This window comes from Pseudoflavonifractor intestinihominis, from assembly GCF_040096055.1.
In the GTDB taxonomy this organism is placed as follows: Bacteria; Bacillota; Clostridia; order Oscillospirales; family Oscillospiraceae; genus Pseudoflavonifractor; species Pseudoflavonifractor intestinihominis.
In genome coordinates this window covers 14,965-34,362 of record NZ_JBBMFK010000009.1, presented here as the reverse complement: position 1 = coordinate 34,362, position 19,398 = coordinate 14,965, and the positions used below count along the sequence as shown (strand labels likewise).

General features: G+C 56.8%; 17 protein-coding genes. 2 read left to right on the top strand and 15 right to left on the bottom strand.

Going from position 1 to position 19,398, the window contains the following annotated elements; genetic code table 11:
* Nucleotides 1–76: 76 nt before the first annotated feature.
* Nucleotides 77–3,106 carry an RNA dependent RNA polymerase gene (locus WMO64_RS06890; RefSeq protein WP_349231495.1) on the top strand — a complete coding sequence of 1,010 codons (3,030 nt, stop codon included), beginning with the start codon at nt 77–79 and terminating at the stop codon, nt 3,104–3,106.
* Nucleotides 3,096–3,980: a hypothetical protein gene (locus WMO64_RS06885; RefSeq protein WP_349231494.1), complete on the top strand. Its 885-nt coding sequence runs from the start codon at nt 3,096–3,098 to the stop codon at nt 3,978–3,980. Before WMO64_RS06890 ends, WMO64_RS06885 begins: the two co-directional genes overlap by 11 nt.
* 63 nt (nt 3,981–4,043) lie before the next feature.
* Here WMO64_RS06885 and WMO64_RS06880 read toward each other — a convergent pair whose 3' ends face one another.
* The 15 genes from WMO64_RS06880 to WMO64_RS06810 form a co-directional block, all read right to left on the bottom strand.
* A complete protein-coding gene (locus WMO64_RS06880) occupies nt 4,044–5,210 on the bottom strand; it encodes an iron-containing alcohol dehydrogenase (protein WP_349231493.1) in 1,167 nt (388 codons plus the stop codon).
* A gap of 14 nt (nt 5,211–5,224) precedes the next feature.
* Nucleotides 5,225–5,857, bottom strand: coding sequence for a flavodoxin family protein (locus tag WMO64_RS06875; protein WP_349231559.1), 633 nt, complete (start codon nt 5,855–5,857; stop codon nt 5,225–5,227).
* Nucleotides 5,858–5,873: 16 nt separating this feature from the next.
* A complete protein-coding gene (locus WMO64_RS06870; RefSeq protein WP_349231492.1) occupies nt 5,874–7,007 on the bottom strand; it encodes a flavodoxin in 1,134 nt (377 codons plus the stop codon).
* Nucleotides 7,008–7,071: 64 nt separating this feature from the next.
* Nucleotides 7,072–7,923, bottom strand: coding sequence for an aldo/keto reductase (locus WMO64_RS06865; RefSeq protein WP_349231491.1), 852 nt, complete (start codon nt 7,921–7,923; stop codon nt 7,072–7,074).
* A 17-nt stretch (nt 7,924–7,940) separates the two neighbouring features.
* Complete coding sequence (locus WMO64_RS06860; RefSeq protein WP_349231490.1) at nt 7,941–8,339, bottom strand: cupin domain-containing protein; 399 nt, start codon at nt 8,337–8,339, stop codon at nt 7,941–7,943.
* A gap of 13 nt (nt 8,340–8,352) precedes the next feature.
* Nucleotides 8,353–9,198, bottom strand: a complete 846-nt coding sequence (locus WMO64_RS06855; RefSeq protein ID WP_349231489.1) for an aldo/keto reductase — start codon at nt 9,196–9,198, stop codon at nt 8,353–8,355.
* Nucleotides 9,199–9,320: 122 nt separating this feature from the next.
* Nucleotides 9,321–9,854: a flavodoxin family protein gene (locus WMO64_RS06850; RefSeq protein ID WP_349231488.1), complete on the bottom strand. Its 534-nt coding sequence runs from the start codon at nt 9,852–9,854 to the stop codon at nt 9,321–9,323.
* 84 nt (nt 9,855–9,938) lie between these two features.
* Nucleotides 9,939–10,640, bottom strand: a complete 702-nt coding sequence (locus tag WMO64_RS06845; protein ID WP_349231487.1) for a flavodoxin — start codon at nt 10,638–10,640, stop codon at nt 9,939–9,941.
* 27 nt (nt 10,641–10,667) lie between these two features.
* Nucleotides 10,668–11,810: an alpha/beta hydrolase gene (locus tag WMO64_RS06840; RefSeq protein WP_349231486.1), complete on the bottom strand. Its 1,143-nt coding sequence runs from the start codon at nt 11,808–11,810 to the stop codon at nt 10,668–10,670.
* A gap of 16 nt (nt 11,811–11,826) precedes the next feature.
* Nucleotides 11,827–12,837 carry an aldo/keto reductase gene (locus WMO64_RS06835; RefSeq protein WP_349231485.1) on the bottom strand — a complete coding sequence of 337 codons (1,011 nt, stop codon included), beginning with the start codon at nt 12,835–12,837 and terminating at the stop codon, nt 11,827–11,829.
* Nucleotides 12,838–12,917: 80 nt separating this feature from the next.
* Entirely contained in the window at nt 12,918–14,033 is a 1,116-nt protein-coding gene (locus WMO64_RS06830; protein ID WP_349231484.1) for an iron-containing alcohol dehydrogenase, read from the bottom strand.
* Between the two features lie 110 nt (nt 14,034–14,143).
* Nucleotides 14,144–15,040: a LysR family transcriptional regulator gene (locus WMO64_RS06825; protein ID WP_435412056.1), complete on the bottom strand. Its 897-nt coding sequence runs from the start codon at nt 15,038–15,040 to the stop codon at nt 14,144–14,146.
* Between the two features lie 120 nt (nt 15,041–15,160).
* Nucleotides 15,161–16,309 (bottom strand): aldo/keto reductase, encoded by a 1,149-nt coding sequence (locus tag WMO64_RS06820; RefSeq protein ID WP_349231483.1) that lies wholly within the window; start codon nt 16,307–16,309, stop codon nt 15,161–15,163.
* Nucleotides 16,310–16,399: 90 nt separating this feature from the next.
* Nucleotides 16,400–17,812 (bottom strand): S-layer homology domain-containing protein, encoded by a 1,413-nt coding sequence (locus WMO64_RS06815; RefSeq protein WP_349231482.1) that lies wholly within the window; start codon nt 17,810–17,812, stop codon nt 16,400–16,402.
* 39 nt (nt 17,813–17,851) lie between these two features.
* Nucleotides 17,852–19,375, bottom strand: a complete 1,524-nt coding sequence (locus WMO64_RS06810; protein WP_349231481.1) for a flavodoxin — start codon at nt 19,373–19,375, stop codon at nt 17,852–17,854.
* Nucleotides 19,376–19,398: the final 23 nt, after the last annotated feature.

Below are 19,398 nucleotides of genomic sequence, written 5' to 3'. Positions count from 1 at the left end.
TCAAAAGAAGTGGGAGTAGTATTCATTTTGATTTTGAAATGGTCTGTGGTAGAATAGAGCAAACGGAGGTGAGCCAATGACGACCTATCAGATCTACGAACTCTCTGCCCGGGCAGTGATGAGCTATGCCGCGGAGAAAGACGGCGTTTACACCTTTGCTCTGAACCGCAGTGCCACCGAGCACTGCAAGGTACCGGGTGCCAATCACGAGCAGGACAGCTGCGCCATGTTCCATCAGCTGATGTACCAACTCCACGGGAAGGGCTGGCGGGAGCGTGGCGAGGAGAAGGTAACGGCTCTCTCCGATGTGCTGTTCTACATGGACTTCGCCGGGATCTTTGACCGGCGTGGAACCGGAAGGACGCAGCAGACCCGCCGGGAGAAGGCCAGAGACATGTTCCGTCCCGAGGGGATCACACTGGACTTCGGCAGCGGCCCACACCGCTATGTGGCTTTTGAGCGCTCCGCCAGCATGAGCCGCCAGTCCCGTCTCTCCTTTATCCGGGCGGATCTGTATGAGCCCATGCGCCAACGGATCATGCTAAATATGGAACTGAGACGCTGCCAGCTCAGTAAACTCTACGCCTACAACGGTCTCATGTTCTCCAGCGGAACCCGGGTGGACGGCATCCGCATTGACAAAAATCACCGGGTCATCGTCATAGACAATCCAACCAAGAGAGTGGAGCGAGCCCCTGTCATCACCCTGCGGGAAGACAGAGAGCCGGGAACCTTCTACCGGGCAGATACACTGGAAGATCTGGACATCACCTGCTTTGACGGCGTGGGCCTCATCTCCAAAGAGTATGCGGAGGTAGTGGACAAGGCTTGCTGCGGCAGCCACACCCACACCTCCTTTCAAATCCGTATGCCCTACATCAAGGGGATGCTCCATCAGGTGGACTTCAAGGACTTTTTGAAGAGAAGCGGTACCCAGAGCATCGTAGATGTTTGGGGCAAGGCGCACCCCGTCCGCAGTGTGGACATCATCCTCACTTGCAGTCAGTTCAAGGCATACGGATGGCTGCGGGAGAACGGTATGACCTGGGATGACTATTGGGACGCCTTTCGGGACTACAACCACGCCCTGTACATCACCAACCTGAGCAAGACGGAGCCGGAGAAATTGGTAGAGCTCAACTATCAATTTCTCTCCACCCTCTCCATCCAGCCGGAGGAGTTCCGCCCCGCCGACCTGCTGGAAGGCTGGGACCACAGTCCGGAGGATGACCCCCGGCAATGGCTGACCAAGGCCACCGAGACGGCCTACTATAACTTTCGTGCCAACGAAACATACCAGCAGGAATACTTTCGCCGGGGCCTGAGCCAGCCCATGGGAAGCCGGGCGAACATCATGGCCCGGGTGCTGGAGAAGAACCCGAAGTTTATCCGTGAGTCTATCTACGCGGAACAGTTGGATGGGCAAGCCCGGAAGATCCTCCGAGGCTACGCCGTCGGGCGGTTGCTGGTGCCAGGGGACAACCGTTTTCTCTCCGGTGATCTGCTGGAACTGCTGCGGCAGTTAATTGCACCCCGTGTGTTCCAGATGCCCGGTGAGCGGGACTTCTGCAATCAGGTGATGGGAGATTTCTTTGCGGAGGACAGCTTCTTTGCTCCTGGTGTAGCCTATGACCATGAGGACAGCTGTACTCTGCTGCGCAATCCCCACATCGCCCGGAACGAGGAATTGCAGCTGTCCGTGTACCCAGAGGGAGACGCACTGCGCCAGCATTACCTGGGCCACCTCACCGATGTGGTCATGGTGTCTGCAGACAGTTTGGCAGCGGAGCGGCTGGGCGGTGCGGACTATGACGGCGACCTCATCAAGACCATTGCCGATCCCATCCTGAACCGCTGTGTGAAGCGGAACTATGATTACGATGTCCATCAACAGCTCTCCAACAACGCCAACCTGCCCCTGCTGAAAATTCCATCCTTATCCGCACCCAAGTCCGACGCCAACGACTGGCAGGCTCGTTTTCAGACGGTGGAGAACACCTTTGCTGCCCGCATTGGACAGATCTGCAACGCCGCCCTGGATCGCAGCGTCATCGCCTACAACGAGCACGCCAACCCGGAGGAGCGCAAACGGTGCCGCCGGGACTTGGAAGCCCTGGCCATCTATAGCGGACTGGAGATCGACGCGGCCAAGACCGGTGTGCGGCCCAACCTGGATGAATTTCTGGGCGGACGGAAGGTAAAGCGCACTCCTTTCCTCCAGTACAAATATCTGTTGGAGCGTGCGGAGGAGCGCCGCCGCGCCTGGTACGAGCCCACCCACCGGGAGCGTCTGGATTCCTTCTTTTCCGGGATCGACTGGGACACGGTGGACTCCCCGGTGGAGCGGCTGCCCTGGCTGGCACGCCAGCTGGAGCGCAACACGCCCAAGATTCAGGAGAAACCAGCGAAGGATAGCGAACTATTCACCTTCGCCCAGGAACGAAGTTGGAAGAAACAGCTGAATGAGAACATTCTTTCTTCTGTCTCTGCCTTGCTGTGGGACTACGAGCACTGTCTCTCCCGCATCCGGGCCTGCCGTACCCCCGCCAAGGGGCAGCAGCGAAAAGCGGACATTGACCGTATGCTCTATGCCAGAGGACAAGAGGAACTCTACGACAGCGACCAACTGTACGCCTTCTTCCAGCAGCTTTCATCGGAGCGTATTTCTACTTTGAGAAAGGCGATTGTGGATCAGCAGTGGCACCTGATGACAGAAGCACAGAGAGAAACATTCCTGCGGGAGTGGCTGCCGGAGGGAGCCGACTACTACGATCTCCTGACCGACTTCCGCCACGGCGGGTTCCGTATGCTGGGTGATCTGGTCTGCGATATCGACGATCTGGAGTCTGCCCGGGAGCGGAAGCAGCTCCGCCGCCCGGCGGACTCCCCGGACTTCCAGAAGATGATGGAGGCCTATCTGTCTGCCCCCTTCAGCGGCAACGAGCGGGCCGTGGTGTCCAAGGTCTGCCGCAAGCTGCTGGACAAGATCGTCCGGCCCAGCCTGGCGGTGCCCTATGTGGTGGCCCTGGGCAAGCGAAACCTGCTGTGGGATCTGCTGCCGGATCACATTGAGGAACATGTTCTGGAGGTGGATCATGCTGAATGAGTGGAACGAGTTTCAGGACTACACCGGTGTGGTAAACTACACCGCTCGGAACAAGCAGGACACCACCTATCTGGGCCGCTTTACCTTCGACACCATCCTGGATTTCGAGGGACTCAACCGGGTGCTGACCATCTTGGCAAGAGGATTTCTGTTTCATAATGAGGATGGCAGCCCAGCCGAAGCGCCCCGGGAGCGCATCGACTATGCCAAGCGGGGCCTGTGCGCCTGGTGCAGTGTGCCGGACAGTAAAAAAGCCACGCCTCGGGAGGCGTGGCAGTTTGGCAATGATTTCGGAAAACTCCATGGGGAGTTTCCCGGCCTTGTGGACGAAAATGGCAGCGGATGGTTTTACCGCCATGTACATCAAGTGGTGGATTTTGTGCGGGAAAATCCAGAACGGGTATCCAGCAGCGCCCAGAAGAAGTGTGCTGCCATTGAGAAGGGCTTTGACCGGGCCTGGCGGGACAAGGTAATCCAAATGCAGATCCCTCTGTTTGCTCCCACCACTAAGGGACAGTGGGGCCTGCGGTTTGACAGCTTTCTGGCTCAGGCTTTGGAGCTGGGCCCACTCCGGGATAAGGAGCAGTCACTGCCGCCTGAGTTAGTAAAACAACTCCGCACGCTCACGCCCAAGGGGGTTCCTCTGGATATGGTCACAACTCTGGTGTCCTACTACCTTGCCAACAAGCCAGAGGACTCCGACTGGGTAGTGCTGCCGGTGGCCAACTTTGACGCATACTTCGGCACCACCAGCTTTGGGCGAAAGTATCTCAAACAGATCCCGGAGGCCATTTTGGAGCGATCTGAAACAGGGTTTGGGCTGTGCCGGTATCGGTTAAGGGAATACCTTTTTGTAACGCATGAAGAAACATGACAGAAAAGGTTACCAATTCTGTCAATTCCACATCCAGTTCTGCTTTTGCGCAAGAAGATTTGATTAAATGCACTCCATCAAAATTTCGTAAATCTCATCGTGGGTAAACAGCTTATAGCCGTTGGGCAGCAGATTGGTGCTGTCGGCCACTTGCCGCAGAAGCTCGGGCGTGATTTCCGTTTTGGAGCGCAGCTGTAACAGCTTGGTGGGCAGGCTGCATTCCTGAATGAATCCGGCCAACGTCTGGATGCCAGCCTGGGCGGCCTTCTCATCGTCCACCTCTGAGATTCCCCACACCGTCCTGGCAAACTTGGCAAACTTGGGTACGGCGCTCTTGTAGAGATGCCGATAGTAAGCCGGATGGATCACCGCCAAGCCCTGCCCGTGGTTGCAGTCAGTGTAGGCCCCCAGCTGGTGCTCGATCTGGTGGCATTCAAAATCGGTCAGGCGGCCCACTTTCAAAATCCCGTTTTCCGCCATGGCGGAGGTCCACATCAGATTGCTCCGAGCGGTATAATCGTTGATATCCCGGAGCAAAGTCCGCATATTGACCACCGTGCTCCGCATAACAGCCAGGGCTACCTCGTCCGATACATTGTCCCGGTCGGAGCGACCGAAGTAGGTTTCCATGGCGTGGCTCAGTGTGTCAAAGGCCCCTGAAAGCACTTGCATTCTGGGTAGGGTCATGGTATAGTCCGGGTCCAGAATGGCAAACCGGGGCGCAGCGGCATACATACCGCCCTTGATTTTAACCGCCTCGTTGGTAATAACAGCTCCGCCGTTCATCTCCGCTCCGGTGCCGGAGGCGGTGACCACTGCACCCAGGGGGATGGGTTTGCCTGTGGGGATACCATGGCGCACCATCTCCACCTCCCACAGATCTTCATCGGTGACAGCTTGGGCGCAGATGATCTTGCAGCAATCAATGACCGAGCCGCCGCCCACTGCCAGCACCAGGTCGATTTTGTTCTCCCGAGCCAGCTTGGCACCTTCTCGAACCTTCTCCCAGGTAGGATTAGACATGATTCCGGTAAACTCAGTGACCGTCTTGCCGCTCTCCTTCAAAATGCCAGCAATCTCGTCGTAGACACCATTCTTCTTGATGGAGCCGCCGCCGTAGGCCAGCAAAACATTAGAACCATAGGCGGACAAAATGTTGGAGAGGTGCTGTCTGGCCGCCCCCTTTCCAAAATAGACCTTGGTAGGATATTCGTAAACGAAGTTTTCCATGGAGAACGCTCCTTTCAGCGGATGAAGTTGGTAAATTGAAATGGCTCCTGAATGGGAAGCTCCAGACCGTGGGCCAGAGCGACCTCCTTGCATCTCAGAAAGAACGCCATGTTGCGGCCCAGAACACGCATGGTCTGCATACCTTCCAGGTCCAGCCGGACCTCCTCCGGCACGGTACCGTGAACCATATTCCAGTAGCGAGAGGTAATAATGGGCATCTGCATCAGTCCAAAATATTTGTTCAGTTGATCCCAGGAAGCAGTGGTGCCAGCCCGCCGTGCTGACAGAACCGCAGCGGCGGGTTTCAGGTAAAAGCGATTTCCGTTTCCGTTGAGATCTGCATAAAAAGCACGATCCAAGAAAGAGGTAATGGCTCCGGTTGCTCCACCCCAGTGGACGGGGGAACCAAATACAAAACCATCATAGTCCCCGGCGATGTCCAGAAACTCATTTACCGTGTCTTGAATGACACAGCAATTTTGCTGTGAACACCTGTGACAGGCGATGCAGCCGGACAAAGGGCGATTCCCAATCCAGAACAGATCCGCATCCACGCCGCAGCCATTCAGTGCATCGCCCACTTCGCACAGGGCGGTATAGGTGCAGCCCTCTTTATGAGGGCTGCCGTTGACCAGTAATACTTTCATCATAAAACGCTTTCTCTTACAGCTCCAGGCTGTCGAGCCAGGTCTGGATTTCTGCCTCAGAGGTGCTGCCGCGGAATCGCTGGCCCTCCAGCCAATTCCCGGTGCCGGCCAGTTCCTCCAGCAGGTCTCCACTCTGGCCCAGGCCGGAGCTGGAGGAGGTGCAGAACGGAATCACAGTCTTGCCGGTGAAGTCGTTGGCTTCCACAAAGCTGTCCGTGGGCCAGGCGGCGATGCCCCACCAGATGGGATAGCCGATAAAGATTACATCATACTCGTCCCAGTTGTCCACCGTGTCCTCTGCCAGCTCTACATCGCGTGCCTCCGGGTTTTCATATTCATAGACTACCCGGCTGTTCTCGTCCGTCCAGTTCAGATCGTCGCTGGTGTAGGGATCTGCCGGTGTAATCTCAAAGAGATCGCCGCCGGTCAAGTCTGCAATCGTGTTGGCCACAGATTCGGTATTACCAGTGGCGGAGAAATAGGCCACCAGGACACGGGAAGAATCGGAGGGCTGCTCCGGCTCCTCCGTCCCATCTATAGTCAGGAAGTTACGCAGCATGGTGGCCACCTCTGCCCGGGAAGCGCTGTTTCGAGGCAGGAAACGGTTTCCATCCGCACCATTCACCACACCGTTGGCTCTTGCCCAGTCCACCGCCGCCACAGCATAGGAAGCGATCTCGCTTTCATCTGCGAAGTCCTGCCCGGCATCGGCGCTGGGGCTTCCGGCATACCGCCAAAGGATGGTGGCAATCTGCTCCCGGCTGACCGGGTCATTGGTTCCAAACAGGCCGTTGCCGTAGCCGCTGATGACTCCCTCCTGGGAAGCCCAGAGAACCGCGTCGGCGTACCAGGCGCCCTCCTGGGTATCTGTAAAGGCATCACCGCCGGAGACCGCGAGACTTCCGGCCTCACGGTAAAGCGTGGTGGCCAACATGGACCGGGTCATGGTGTCATTGGGGGCAAATGTGGTGGCGCTGGTGCCACTCATAAGCCCGTTGTCCCGAACATACTCCACCGCCTCAGCATACCAGGCGTCCGCTGCCACATCGGCAAAGCCGGTATCCTCCACAGCAGCAAACGCTGTCACACTCAGACTGAATGCCAGCACCAGTGCCATCATCATGGCACCCATACGCTTCAAATTTCGCATATTGCATTGTCCTCCTTTGTTTCATTCTCATCAATTATATATTACAGGGTCCAAGAGAAAGCGCCTATACCTTCCGAACCAGACCTGCCAGCATCTCCACCACGGCGGGGTCCCGGTGGTCAAAGAACGAGCTGACGCCGCTATCCAGGGCAGCGATCGCATCCATGTCCTCCTGGGACAGGATGAAGTCGAACACATTGAAGTTCTGCTCCATGCGCGCCCGTCGGGTGCTCTTGGGGATGCAGACGATACCCCGCTGGAGCTGCCAACGAAGCACCACCTGGGCTACGCTTTTGCCGTACTTTTCACCGATGGCTGTGAGGGTGGGGTTATGGAACAGATCATTATGTCCCTCGGCAAAGGGCGCCCAGCTCTGCATCTGCACGCCCTTGGACTTCATGTACGCCTGGGCCTTTTCCTGCTGGAAGAAGATGTTGCACTCCACCTGGTTTACAGCGGGGGCAACCTCGTTGAAGGCGATCAGGTCGGCCAGCCGATCGGGATAGAAGCTACACACGCCGATGGACCGGATCTTGCCCTCCCGGTACAGTTCCGTCATCGCCCGCCAGGCCCCGTAGTAATCGCCCAGAGGCTGGTGGATCAGGTACAGATCCAGATAGTCCAGGCCCAGCCGCTCCATGGAAGCGGCAAAGCCACGTTTGGCCCCCTCATAGCTGGCGTCCGAGATCCACAGCTTGGTGGTCACAAACAGCTCTTCCCGAGGAACGCCGCTCTCCCGTACCGCTTTTCCCACTGCCTCCTCGTTGCCGTAGGAAGCGGCAGTGTCGATGAGACGATAGCCCACATCGATGGCATCCCGCACCGCCCGCTCACACTCCGCTGGGTCTTTGATCTGAAAGGTGCCGAAACCCAGCAGAGGCATCTTGATACCGTTGTTTAAGGTCACATAGTCCATATACTTTTCCCCCTGTCTTACTTCAATTCTCGGTATTCTGCATCTGCCACCGGCTCCAACCACTCGGCCTTGGAACCAGGAACAGAGATGGCCACATGGGCAAACCAACTGTCCTGGGCGGCCCCATGCCAGTGCTTGACTTCCGGCGGGATGCTGATTACATCGCCGGGGTGCAGCTCCTGGGCAGGCTTGCCCCACTCCTGGTAGTAGCCCCGACCAGCGGTACACAGGAGGATCTGTCCGCCGTTGTGGTGGATGTGCCAGTTGTTCCGGCAGGCGGGTTCAAACGTCACATTGGAGACGGTGACGCCGCCCTCACTGCTCAGTGGATGCAGGTAACTGGCCCCGCTGAAATACTGACCTGCCGCAGTGTTGGGACCGCCCTGGGGAAACAGGTTCTGAAACGCTTCGTTCATACCAATTACCGCCTCACTTCTGCTTATCTACGGGAGGCACCATTTCTGCGTACTTCTTCAGCATCTCCGGGGTGCTGTGATAATACCGCTGCTTCTTATCCATGGCAGCGATTTTCGCCATTTCCTCGTCCGTGAGGGAGAAGTCGAACAGATTCAGGTTGGCCTTGATGTGCTCCGGGTTCTTGGAGCCGGGGATGACAATGTTGCCGACCTGAATATGCCAACGGAGGATGATCTGGGCGTTGCTCTTACCGTACTTCTTGCCCAACTCGGTGAACAGAGATTCCTGCTGGAGTGCCTTGTCCCCGTGTCCCAAGGGATACCATGCCTGGATGACGATACCTTCGTCGGACAGGAAGGACTTCAGCTCCTTTTCCTGGGAGTAAGGGTGGACCTCCGTTTGGAGAACGGCAGGCTTTACCTCGCAGATGTCCAAAATCTCCTGGATCTGCCGGGTGTTGAAGTTGGACAGGCCGATGGCCTTCACCTTGCCCTCCTTATATGCCTTTTCCATCTGCTTATACCCGGCCACATAGTTGCCGGCGGGCTGGTGGATCAGCAGCAGGTCAATATAGTCGGTATCCAGCCGCTCCAGAGTCTTGTCTACTGCGTCGGCCTGCTCATAGAAACTGGGCCACAGCTTGGTCTCCAGGAAGATGTCCTTGCGCTCCACACCGGACTTCTTCATGGCACGGCCCACTGCTTTTTCGTTCACATAGGCGTTGGCAGTGTCAATGAGCCGATAGCCGCACTGGAGAGCGCTGAGGACGGAGGTCTCCGCTTCATCCGGCGTCAGCAGGAAGGTCCCGATACCCGCCATCGGCATTTTCACGCCGTTATTCAAAGTCGCAAATTCCATACAAGTCATCCTTTCATCTTGGAATTTTGTTGGATCGTTTTTCTTTACCTCGTATCTCTATTGTAGCCGTAGTCTCCCCCTGGGAGAAGTCTCGAAAAGTTTCGCTCTGTATACCTTTGGGTTTACAGTTTTTTACCGAACTGGTAGGCCTCCTGGAACGCCTTCGTGTCCATGACCTCATCTTTCTGATAGACGCCGGAGCCGTAAACAGTACCCTTCACCTTGGCACCGGGCAGACAGTCGGTAAAGCCCCGCATGGCGTCTACGGTGCGCTCCATGGCACCCCGGCCCGCAGCGGCGGTGGCGATGAAGTAGACCTCCTTATCCCGAATCTCCGTGTACCGGGGCAGAGTGCGGTCGATGAGGGTCTTGAGCTGACCGTCCATGGAGTAGAAATATACCGGCGTGGCCAGCACCAGCACATCAGCCTGCACCATCTTGTCGAGGATCTCGGCCATATCGTCCTTTTGGACGCAGATGCCGGTATTCCGACAGCCGTAGCAGGCCAGGCAGGGGGCAATCTTTTTCTCCTGCACCCGGATCTTTTCCACCTTGTGACCCGCCTCCTCTGCGCCCTTGGCAAACTGGTCGCACAGCAGGTCGGAGTTGCCGCCCTTTCGGGGGCTGGCGGACAAAATCAGAACATTCTTAACCATATTTCTCGCTTTCCTTTCTTAAAAACAAGTCGTAAGCAGAGGGAGCCGGAGCCTTCCGCCCCGGCCCCTTGCCGTTTTTTCCGGTTATTCAGACAGCCCCAGGCTGTCCACCCATTCATTCACATCCTCCTGGCTGACACCGGAGCGGAACCGCTGGCCCTCCAGCCAGTCGCCGGTACCTGCCAGCTCTGCCAGCAGTTCTCCGCTCTGACCCAGGCCGGAGCTGGAGGAGGTGCAGAAGGGAATCACGGTCTTACCGGTAAAGTCGTTGGCTTCCACAAAGCTGTCCGTGGGCCAGGCGGCGATGCCCCACCAAATGGGGTAGCCGATGAACACCGTGTCGTAGGAATCCCAGTTCTCCACCTCCGTGGTGGTCAGCTCCACATCCCGCAGGGATTCATCCGCATACTCCTGACTGACCCGGCTGTTCTCATCAGTCCAGTTCAAATCGTCGCTGGTGTAAGGCTCGGCAGGCGTGATTGCAAAGAGATCTCCTCCAGTGGCCTCCGCAATGTATCCGGCAACGGCTTCCGTATTACCGGAGGCGGAGTAATAGACCACCAGAACATTGCTGTCGCCGGTCGGCTCAGCAGCATCCGGAGTCGAGGTGGTTGGCGTCGAAGTGCTATTGCTGGGCTCTTGCGTGGTAGAGGAGGGCGGAGTCTCCTTGCTCTGGCTGGTGGATTGACTGTCATCAGTGCCATTACTTTGCCCACAGGCTGCCAGGGACAGGGCCATCACCGCTGCCAGGGACAAACTGAAAATCTTTTTCCAGGTGAATTTCATAGCGAAGCATTCCTTTCCAAATTAAAGTTACTGATCTACATTTTCCTGAATCCAGTTCTCGATGTGGTCTGCAATCACATCGTTGTTCAGCTCCTGGAACATAAAGTGGGAGTTGCCGGTGATCCCCTCGTCGGGCAAGTGGACCACCGTGCTGCTGCCGTCGGCGGCGTTGTAGGCCTCGGTGAAGGTGTCGGCAGTAGCCGCCATCATAGACCACATGGCCGCAGCAGGTACATCGGTGAACTCCTCGCCGATGTAGTCGCCGTAGTAGAAAGTAACGGGGATTTTCTGCTCCAGCAGAGCGTTGTAAGCCTCACTGTCCACCGTAGGTGCTGCGCCGGGCTCGATGGCCACGATGGCGGCCACGTGGTCGGTGTATCGGGGGACCTCCCAGCCGGGCAGGCCGCCCTGAGAGTGAGTCACCAGTATGGAATCCTGGCCGGTGCGCTCGTAGATTTCATCGATGGCCGCCGCCACCGCCTGAGCTACTACCTCGTTGTCGATATTCTGATCGCCGCCTGCGTTATCCATGCCGGTGTCCGGCGTCATCTGGCGGAAGAACTGATCCAGAACATCCTCCCCTTGGGGAAACTGGGAGCCTTCATTGTAGGTAAACGCGTCATTGAGGTATGTGCCGATGCGGAACTGGGTGTACCAGGTCTGGTCAGAGGGCTCGGTGGAGATGGTGCCCGCCACGGAAGTCTGTCCGGCCTCACCCCGCCGGGGCTGGTCAATGAGCCAGACACTGTGCCCCATTTTCAGAAACATATCGGACCAGCCCTCCCGGCCATCGGGGGTGGTCATCCAGCCCATGCGGGACTGACCATAGCCGTGGAGAAACACCATGGGCAGCCCGGTGGCATCCTCCGGGATCTGGTAGAGCACATTGGCATGGTCCACATGGGAGGTAGAGCCTTCCCGGGAGGTGTAATAATTGGACACATCAAAGGTGCCGTCCGAAGAAATCACCGTGCCGCCGGCGGAAAACATCCCCTGCTCCGCGATCGTCAGCGCGTCAGAATTGGCAGGCTCCTGCGTGCTCTGATCCTCCCCGGTGCCAGAACTGTTGGCGGACGCGCCGAGATTCTGAGTTCCGGCGCATCCGGCCAGCAGAGAGAGGGTCAGGACTCCGGACAGGGCCAGAGTCAGCCATTTATGGTTGAGTTTCATTGGGATTCATCCTTTCTTATTTCGTTTCTCTGGAGACCACTTCTGTTCCGCCGAATACGGCGGACATGGGAATGGAGCTCAATGCCTGGTCTATGGCAGCTACCTCTTCATTGGTCAGAACAATATCTGCCGCTCCGGCGTTCTCCTGCATCCGTTCAGTCTTTCGGCTGCCGGGAATCGGAACGATCCAGGGCTTTTTACACAGCATCCAGGCCAGAGAGATCTGTGCGGGAGTGGCATTCCTTTGCACGGCTAACCCCTGCAGCAGATACAAAAGCTCCTGATTTTTCTTTGCGGCCTCCTGCGTGAACTGCGGCATGGCGCTACGGTAATCCAGCTTGGGATCGAACTGTTCCCCTTTCCCATAGGCTCCGGTAAGCAGGCCGTTGGCCATGGGGGAGAAAGCCACAAAGCCCACATTCAGCTCCTCCAGCACCGGGAACAGGGATTCATGCCACCGGGCCATCATGGAATAGCGGTTCTGCACCGCCGTCACCGGGCAAACCCTGTGGGCTCGGCGCAGGTAGTCCTCACTGACCTCTGAGATACCCCAGTGGGTGATTTTGCCCTCTCGAATCAGGTCGGCCATCACCTGAGCCACTGCCTCCGGCTCCACCTTGGGGTCCACACGGTGCTGGAAATACAGGTCGATGTGGTCGGTCTGGAGCCGCCGGAGGGAGCCCTCCACCGAGGCACGGATAGTTTCAGGCCTGGCATCTGGGATCAGGGGCTTGTTCACCGCCTTGCTGGTCTTATCAAAACGGATTCCGAACTTGGTGACGATCTGCACCTGGCTGCGGACATCCTTCAGCGCTTCGCCCACCAGTTTCTCGTTGTGGTGGGGGTCCTCCGCCGTGCCGTAGGTCTCGGCCGTATCGAACATGGTGTAACCCATGTCAAAAGCAGTGCGGATCGCCTGGATGGCTTCATCATCCTCCGTGGGTGGGCCATAGGCGTGGCTGAAACCCATACACCCCAACCCGATGGCGGATACGTTCAGGTCAGCGCCCAGTGTGCGCGAATTCATGGTCAAATGCCTCCTTGCGGGTATCGTTCTTACAGGAATCATGATAATGCAGGTTGGCGTCCCGCGGAAGTTCCGATTCGTTACGCAGTATATACCAAAAGGTTTTGAGCAGAGGCGGACTCCTTCAGATGGCACCACAGAGCATCGTCCAATTCCGAATACTCCGTGGGTAGCTCCAGTTCCCGCAGAAATTCCACAAAAGCGCGGACACCAGCCTGGGCCGTTTCCTGATCGAAGCATCCCATGTCATCAGTCTCCCACACACGGCGGGCCAACTGAGCCAGAACGGCGGGATGCTGTTCCGCCTCATGGCGGCAATCGGCCAGCAGCAAAACGGACAGCGCCCCTGCGTATTCTTCCCAGGTCGATGCTGCGAGGATGGCCGCCTCCCGCACCGGCAAGGCCGGAAAGGAGAACCGTCGTCCCAGCTGGAAGAACCGGCTCCCCCACAGGGCACATCGCCACATCAGGTTACTCCGGGTATCCTCTTTGCAGGAAGCATTCCGGCAAGCGCGCAGATCCTGAATCATGCCTCGCATCAAAGTCTCCAGCAGTTCCCGGGAAACGTCCATTCCATCCGCCAGCGTCAGGTATGCCTCCAACGCTCCAGCCAGAGCGGAGAACCCTTGAGCAGTGAACGACCGGCGGGATAATTCACGAGTGCAGGACGGGTCCAGCAGGGCAAATTGGGGATCACAAGGAGGGTAGTCCCTCCAGACACATTGGCTCTCATGGATCAACCCCGCCGCGCCGTTGACGGCTCCAACCTCCAGATGGGAGGCCACAAAGCCTATGGGCAGGGGCGGCACATCCACCACGCCCTGCAATTCTCCGAAGTTCTCCCACAGATCGCCTCGGCACACTGCTGCCAGAGAAGTGGACTTGCATCCGTCCATCACGGCGGAGCCGCCCACACCTAAAATCAAATCCACCTGGCGTTCCCGGCACAGCCTGGCCGCCCGCTGCACCTGCTTATACCGGGGGCAAAATGGACCCATTGCGTATTCCGTCGTCTGTTTCCCGCTCCGGCGCAGAATATCCCGCACCTCGTCCACCGCATGGGAACGGTGATCCGATTCCTCCGTAACAAGCAGTACGCTGGGGCCATATCCAGCCAGAAAGCTGGCCAGGTATTCCTTCACACAGCCCCCACCAAAGAGAAACTTGGTTCCGTTTTCAAAGATAAAATTATTCATGGCACACCTCTGCGTTCGCCCCGCGAGGGCGATTCCTTTTGTGCCTTTATTATAAAAAAATCGAGACCTCCGCAGAAGTCTCGAAAAGTTATGCAGTATATACCTTTGTGTTACAGCTCGTACACCGTTTTGACCGCCTTGAGAAATCGCTTCACCGTAGCGGAGGGCTTGGGGGAATGGAACAGGCCGAAAGGAACGGTATAGTCCCAATCCACTGGGATGGTTTTGAGCAGCGGGTGGATATTCTTCCAGTTGTCGATGGTCATGAGAATATCATTGGAGTTTTCGCACTGATTGAAGATGTCGATGCTGAGAAAGTCAAAATCCACAATGTGGACTTGAGGGTGATCCCGCCACAGCTCGTCCCGCATCTGATCCAGATAGTGGTTCCAGCCCCGGCGGATCATCAGGAAGTTCTCCCCATGGAGGTCATCCGCCGTCAGGCACTCTTTGGCGGCCAGCGGGTGGTAGATGGAGACTGCGCAGCGGACTGGCTCGCGGCTTAGTTCCAGAGCGGCACACTGGCGGGTATCCAGCAGATTTTGGTCATAGGGACCGGCCACGATGTCAATGTTCTGTCCCAGATTGCGTAAGATTTCTCTGGCGTTCTCCGGGGTGTTCTCATAGGGCACCAGCTGGAACTTGATGTCCGGGCAATGCTGGTGGAGGCTGGGCCACAGATCCAGCAAGAACTGTCCCGGCGTCATGGGGGAGGTACCGATACGGATGACCTTGTCCCCCTCCTCAGCGGCGTTCTTGGCCCGCACCACCGAGTCCTTGCAGTATTGGATGATATACTGGGCATCCCGGTAGATCGATTTGCCCGCCTCGGTGAGCTTCAGGCCCCGTGGACTGCGGACAAAAAGCTGGAGATCCAGCCCTGCCTCCAAGGAGGTGATCTGCTTGATGACTGCCGGCGGCGTAATGAACAGTTCCTCCGCCGCTTTATTGAAGCTCCCCGCATCCGCTACCCGGAGGAAGGTCTCCATCTGAGGATTATACATCATATACGCCACCGCCTTTCCGCCCATGCCTCGGGCCCTGTTTCAAAATTATTTTACTGTCTTTTGCCTAAAATGGCAAGAAAAATACGCGGGCAGGCATATCGTCTGTCCGCGCATTGCACTTCACTTTCCAAATACCTCTGCCGCCCGGCACATATTCTCTATGACCGGCACCCCGAAGGGGCACCGCTTCTCACAGGCTCCGCAGGATAAGCATTCCCCGCCGTGGTGGGGAAGTACGGCATAGTGTTCCCGCACGGTCTCCGGTGTCTCTCCCTGCGCCTGAACCAGATTCAGGAACTTGGTGACGCTGGCCACATCGATGCCTACCGGGCAGGGAGCACAGTGGCCGCAGTACATACAATGGCCCACCCAGCTGATCTTGGGTAGAGCGGCAAAAGCGGCGGCATAGTCCCGTTCCTCCGCCGGGGCGCTTTCATAGCCGATGCTGGTATTCAGCTCCTCCAGTGTCCGGGCGCCGGACATGACGGAGGCCACACCAGGCCGCGACAGAGCATAGTGGAGACACTGATAGAGGTTCAGAGCCTTTCCTGCCGGGGACAGCTCCGCGCTGAGCAGATCGCCGCCGCCGAAGGCTTTCATCACCGTGATACCCACCCCCAGCCGCTGGCAGGTTTCATACAGCTCCTGCCGCTGAGGGTCCATGTTCACCAAAGGCTGGGCGTAGTTCTTCTCATTCCAGAGCTGCTCTACATCCTCTCCGGCGGGCTGGAGGTCATAGCAGGGATTGACACTGAACATGAGTACCTCAATGGCTCCGCTGTGTACCGCTTCCAGAGCTACCTCCGGGTTGTGACTACTCAAACCGATGCAGCGGATAACGCCTTGTGCTTTCAGTTCCCGGGCGTAGTCCAGCACACCCTTATCCCGCACGGCTTCCCAGTCTGCCATAGAGTCTACATAGTGGATCATGCCAATCTCCACATGGTCTGTCTCCAGCCGATGGAGCTGGTCGTCAAATCCTTCCCGCACCTCTGCCAAATCCCGGGTACGCTTGTACTGGCCATCCTTCCAAATGGTGCACAGGTGAGCCTGAAGGATGAATTTTTCCCGCCGCCCCCGCAGGGCATGGCCCAGATTGGAGCGAAACTCCGGATTAGGCGTATAGAGGTCGATACAGTTGACCCCGCCTGCCTCCATGGCATCCACCATCTTTTCCACTTCCGAATAGGGCTTGCCCACAAAGCCCTCACAGCCCATGCCAATCTCGCTGACCAGCAGGCCCGTCCGGCCAAGTTTCCGATATTCCATTACACACGCCTCCTGCCGCAAAGTGTACCTCAAATGTATCGCATGATTTGTATTTTGGCAACCTGATCCATACACAGCCCAATGTTCTTTTTACCTCTGAGTCAGGTAATTGCACAGCATTACAGCCACCTCTGCCCGGGAAGCGCTGTTTCGGGGCAGGAAGCGGTTACCGTTGGCGCCATTCACGACGCCGTTGGCTCTTGCCCAGTCCACCGCCGCTGCGGCATAGGATGCGATCTCGCTTTCATCCACGAAGTCCTGCCCGGCATCGGCACTGGGGCTTCCGGCATACCGCCAAAGGATGGTTGCAATCTGCTCCCGGCTGACCGGGTCATTGGTTCCGAACAGGCCGTTGCCGTAGCCGCTGATGACTCCCTCCTGAGAAGCCCAGAGAACCGCGTCGGCGTACCAGGCGCCCTCCTGGGTATCTGTAAAGGCATCACTGCCGGAGACCGCGGGACTTCCGGCCTCACGATAGAGCGTGGTGGCCAGCATGGACCGGGTCATGGTGTCATTGGGGGCAAATGTAGTGGCGCTGGTGCCGCTCATAAGCCCGTTGTCCCGAACATATTCCACTGCCTCAGCATACCAAGCGTCCGCTGCCACATCGGAAAAGCCGGTACCAGTTTGACTGCTTCCTGTGGATTTCTGAGCCGAAAGAATCCAGTTCAGAATGTTTTCATCATCAAAAAGCACATTTCCTCCACTGTGATAATTGTAAATGCCCAGACCATTAAAATAGTCATCCCCTGGGATTTCCAGTCGTAAAAGCCGCTCTATGATCTCCGGTTCCACGCCTGCTTCTCTGTAAGCGTCAGTTAAATTGCGGTAAGCATCCCGGGCTTTTTGAGAACCGTAATATTCATCATGTTCCGCCATAAAAATGTAAACTGCCACCTGCTGCTCCGCCAGAGGTGCGTAGGTCCCGTCCCACTGGGAGGCTCCATGCAGATAGGCGGCATACAGGTCGGGGCGCATGGAAACTGCCTGAGACATGGTTTCACCGCCCGCCGAATACCCTGCGGCATAGATCCGGTCTTTATCCACGGCAAAGTTTTGAACAAAGTACTCTGTCAGCTCAATGGCCTGCCGTGCGGACTTCTCACCCCAGTCGGTAAGCTGGGCTGAAACTACGATCATATCTTCATCCAGTTCCGTCCAGGCCAGGAATCCGTTCCAGTTCAAATTGCTGCCGGAGGATTGCTCGCCAAACCACATCATATCATACCCAGGCATGGCTACCACCAAGGGATAGGCACCGTCAGCACGATAGTTCTCCGGGAGGTAGTAGCTGTAATGAATGTCTCCGTCCGCACCGCTCAAAACCTGCTCTGTCAAAAAACCGCCATGATGTTCCGGCTCATTGACAGATTGGGGTACAGATACCTCGCCCGCAGCAAAACAAGTGAGAATCAAACATTGTACCGCAATCAAACCACATATCATTTTTTCGCAAAGCGGATGGCGCCGGACCGGGGTGCAGCACTTCTTTTTCTTGTGCATCGTTATGTTCACACCTTCGTTCTATCAAAAACAGTGGATTCAGTTATTCTGGAATATATCGCTCAAAAAGAGGTCATAGGAATCAATCCAGCCCCCCTGATCCCCAAACCCGTGCGGCATTCCGTCCAGCTGCAGGCGCTCCACCGTTATTCCCGCAGCCTCAGCTGCATCTGCGTTGGCAAGGAACTGCTCATAAAAAGGGTCTCTTGTTCCATAGCAGTAAAAGGTCGGAGGCAGATCTGCTTCCCGCAGAGACTCCACATCGGTTGTCCCAACGCTCAGCCGGCCATAAAAAGCGTAGATCATACCATCTGCCGCTGCATCGGCAGACACTGCGTCCAACTCGTCAGGTATGTAGTCTGGGGCGAGCACGGCAGGGCTGATGGTACCATCAAAATTACGGAGCATTTCACCTGCCAGGATACCGCCTGCGGAAAACCCCATAACCGCGATGTCTTTTTCATCAATGCCGTATTCTTCCGCGTTGGCACGCACGAAGCGTACCGCACGGGCCAGATCAAGCGCTCCTTCCTCCTGTGTATAGGGCCGGAGACGATAATCCACCACAAAGCTCTGATACCCCAACTGGCTCAGGGCTTCCGCAACCGGCGTTCCTTCAAACTGGTCGCTCCGGTACTGGAATGCTCCTCCCGCGCAGATCAACACCGCGCCTTTGATTTCGGTCCCATCCGGCACGGGAAAGGAGGTCACATAAGGGCGAAAATCAGGATCATCAGAGTAATTTCCGTTGTTCACGGTATATTCCGTAACGGCAGGTACATTTCCTTCTTCCCACAGATAAAATACCTGTTGGCTATGGGGGTCCACCGTAGCTGTCAGGACGGTATTTCCGTCTCCTGTGCCGGGTAGGCCAGAATCAGAAACGAGGTCAAGACCCAACACCCAGTCGGATACTGTCCCTATGCTGCCGGCAACATCGCCGCGAGAGAGCACCAGGGCGTTATCCCGAATCAGCGCTCCCGGCTGGAGTTGAGAAATAGTATCTATGGTGCCGACCGCACCGCTGCCTCCATGTGTGATAAAAGGAATGATGACCTTTGCTCCAAAATCATATTCTTCCAAAAATGAATAGACAGGCATTGGCATATCCCCCCACCAAATGGGGTAGCCCAATAAAATGACTTCATACTGCTCGAAATGATCCACATGGGAAGTAAGCTCCGGGCGTACTTGGTTGTCCCGTTCCTCCGAGGCCTGATCCACAAGTGGCTCGTGATCCAATGGATACGGCTCCGCCGCTTCTATTCGGAACAGATCGCCGCCGATGGTTTGCTGAATCACCTGCGCCACATACTCTGTACTCCCCAGCACTTCATCATTGTCCACAACGATGCTTGCTCCGGAGACTGCGTCTACACCATCGGTGCTTACATTTTCAGGGACAGAAAAGTATGCAATCAAAATGTTGCTGCCATCCGCTTCCTGCTGATTAGAAACTACACCTTGCGAAGGCTGAGAGGTCGATACGGATGGTTCCGCCTCGCCGCAGGCTGACAACCCCAGTGTCATTGCCAGGGTCAAAAGAAGTGGTAAAAGTCTCATAGATCCTCCTTCTAAACGCTTTC

Coding starts and splice junctions, on each gene's coding strand:
- WMO64_RS06880 (WP_349231493.1), bottom strand. CDS start 5,210: ATGGAAAACTTCGTTTACGAATATCCTACCAAGGTCTATTTTGGAAAG.
- WMO64_RS06830 (WP_349231484.1), bottom strand. CDS start 14,033: ATGAATAATTTTATCTTTGAAAACGGAACCAAGTTTCTCTTTGGTGGG.
- WMO64_RS06860 (WP_349231490.1), bottom strand. CDS start 8,339: ATGAACGAAGCGTTTCAGAACCTGTTTCCCCAGGGCGGTCCCAACACT.
- WMO64_RS06855 (WP_349231489.1), bottom strand. CDS start 9,198: ATGGAATTTGCGACTTTGAATAACGGCGTGAAAATGCCGATGGCGGGT.
- WMO64_RS06865 (WP_349231491.1), bottom strand. CDS start 7,923: ATGGACTATGTGACCTTAAACAACGGTATCAAGATGCCTCTGCTGGGT.
- WMO64_RS06850 (WP_349231488.1), bottom strand. CDS start 9,854: ATGGTTAAGAATGTTCTGATTTTGTCCGCCAGCCCCCGAAAGGGCGGC.
- WMO64_RS06820 (WP_349231483.1), bottom strand. CDS start 16,309: ATGGAATATCGGAAACTTGGCCGGACGGGCCTGCTGGTCAGCGAGATT.
- WMO64_RS06875 (WP_349231559.1), bottom strand. CDS start 5,857: ATGAAAGTATTACTGGTCAACGGCAGCCCTCATAAAGAGGGCTGCACC.
- WMO64_RS06890 (WP_349231495.1), top strand. CDS start 77: ATGACGACCTATCAGATCTACGAACTCTCTGCCCGGGCAGTGATGAGC.
- WMO64_RS06810 (WP_349231481.1), bottom strand. CDS start 19,375: ATGAGACTTTTACCACTTCTTTTGACCCTGGCAATGACACTGGGGTTG.
- WMO64_RS06815 (WP_349231482.1), bottom strand. CDS start 17,812: ATGCACAAGAAAAAGAAGTGCTGCACCCCGGTCCGGCGCCATCCGCTT.
- WMO64_RS06835 (WP_349231485.1), bottom strand. CDS start 12,837: ATGAATTCGCGCACACTGGGCGCTGACCTGAACGTATCCGCCATCGGG.
- WMO64_RS06870 (WP_349231492.1), bottom strand. CDS start 7,007: ATGCGAAATTTGAAGCGTATGGGTGCCATGATGATGGCACTGGTGCTG.
- WMO64_RS06840 (WP_349231486.1), bottom strand. CDS start 11,810: ATGAAACTCAACCATAAATGGCTGACTCTGGCCCTGTCCGGAGTCCTG.
- WMO64_RS06845 (WP_349231487.1), bottom strand. CDS start 10,640: ATGAAATTCACCTGGAAAAAGATTTTCAGTTTGTCCCTGGCAGCGGTG.
- WMO64_RS06825 (WP_435412056.1), bottom strand. CDS start 15,040: ATGATGTATAATCCTCAGATGGAGACCTTCCTCCGGGTAGCGGATGCG.
- WMO64_RS06885 (WP_349231494.1), top strand. CDS start 3,096: ATGCTGAATGAGTGGAACGAGTTTCAGGACTACACCGGTGTGGTAAAC.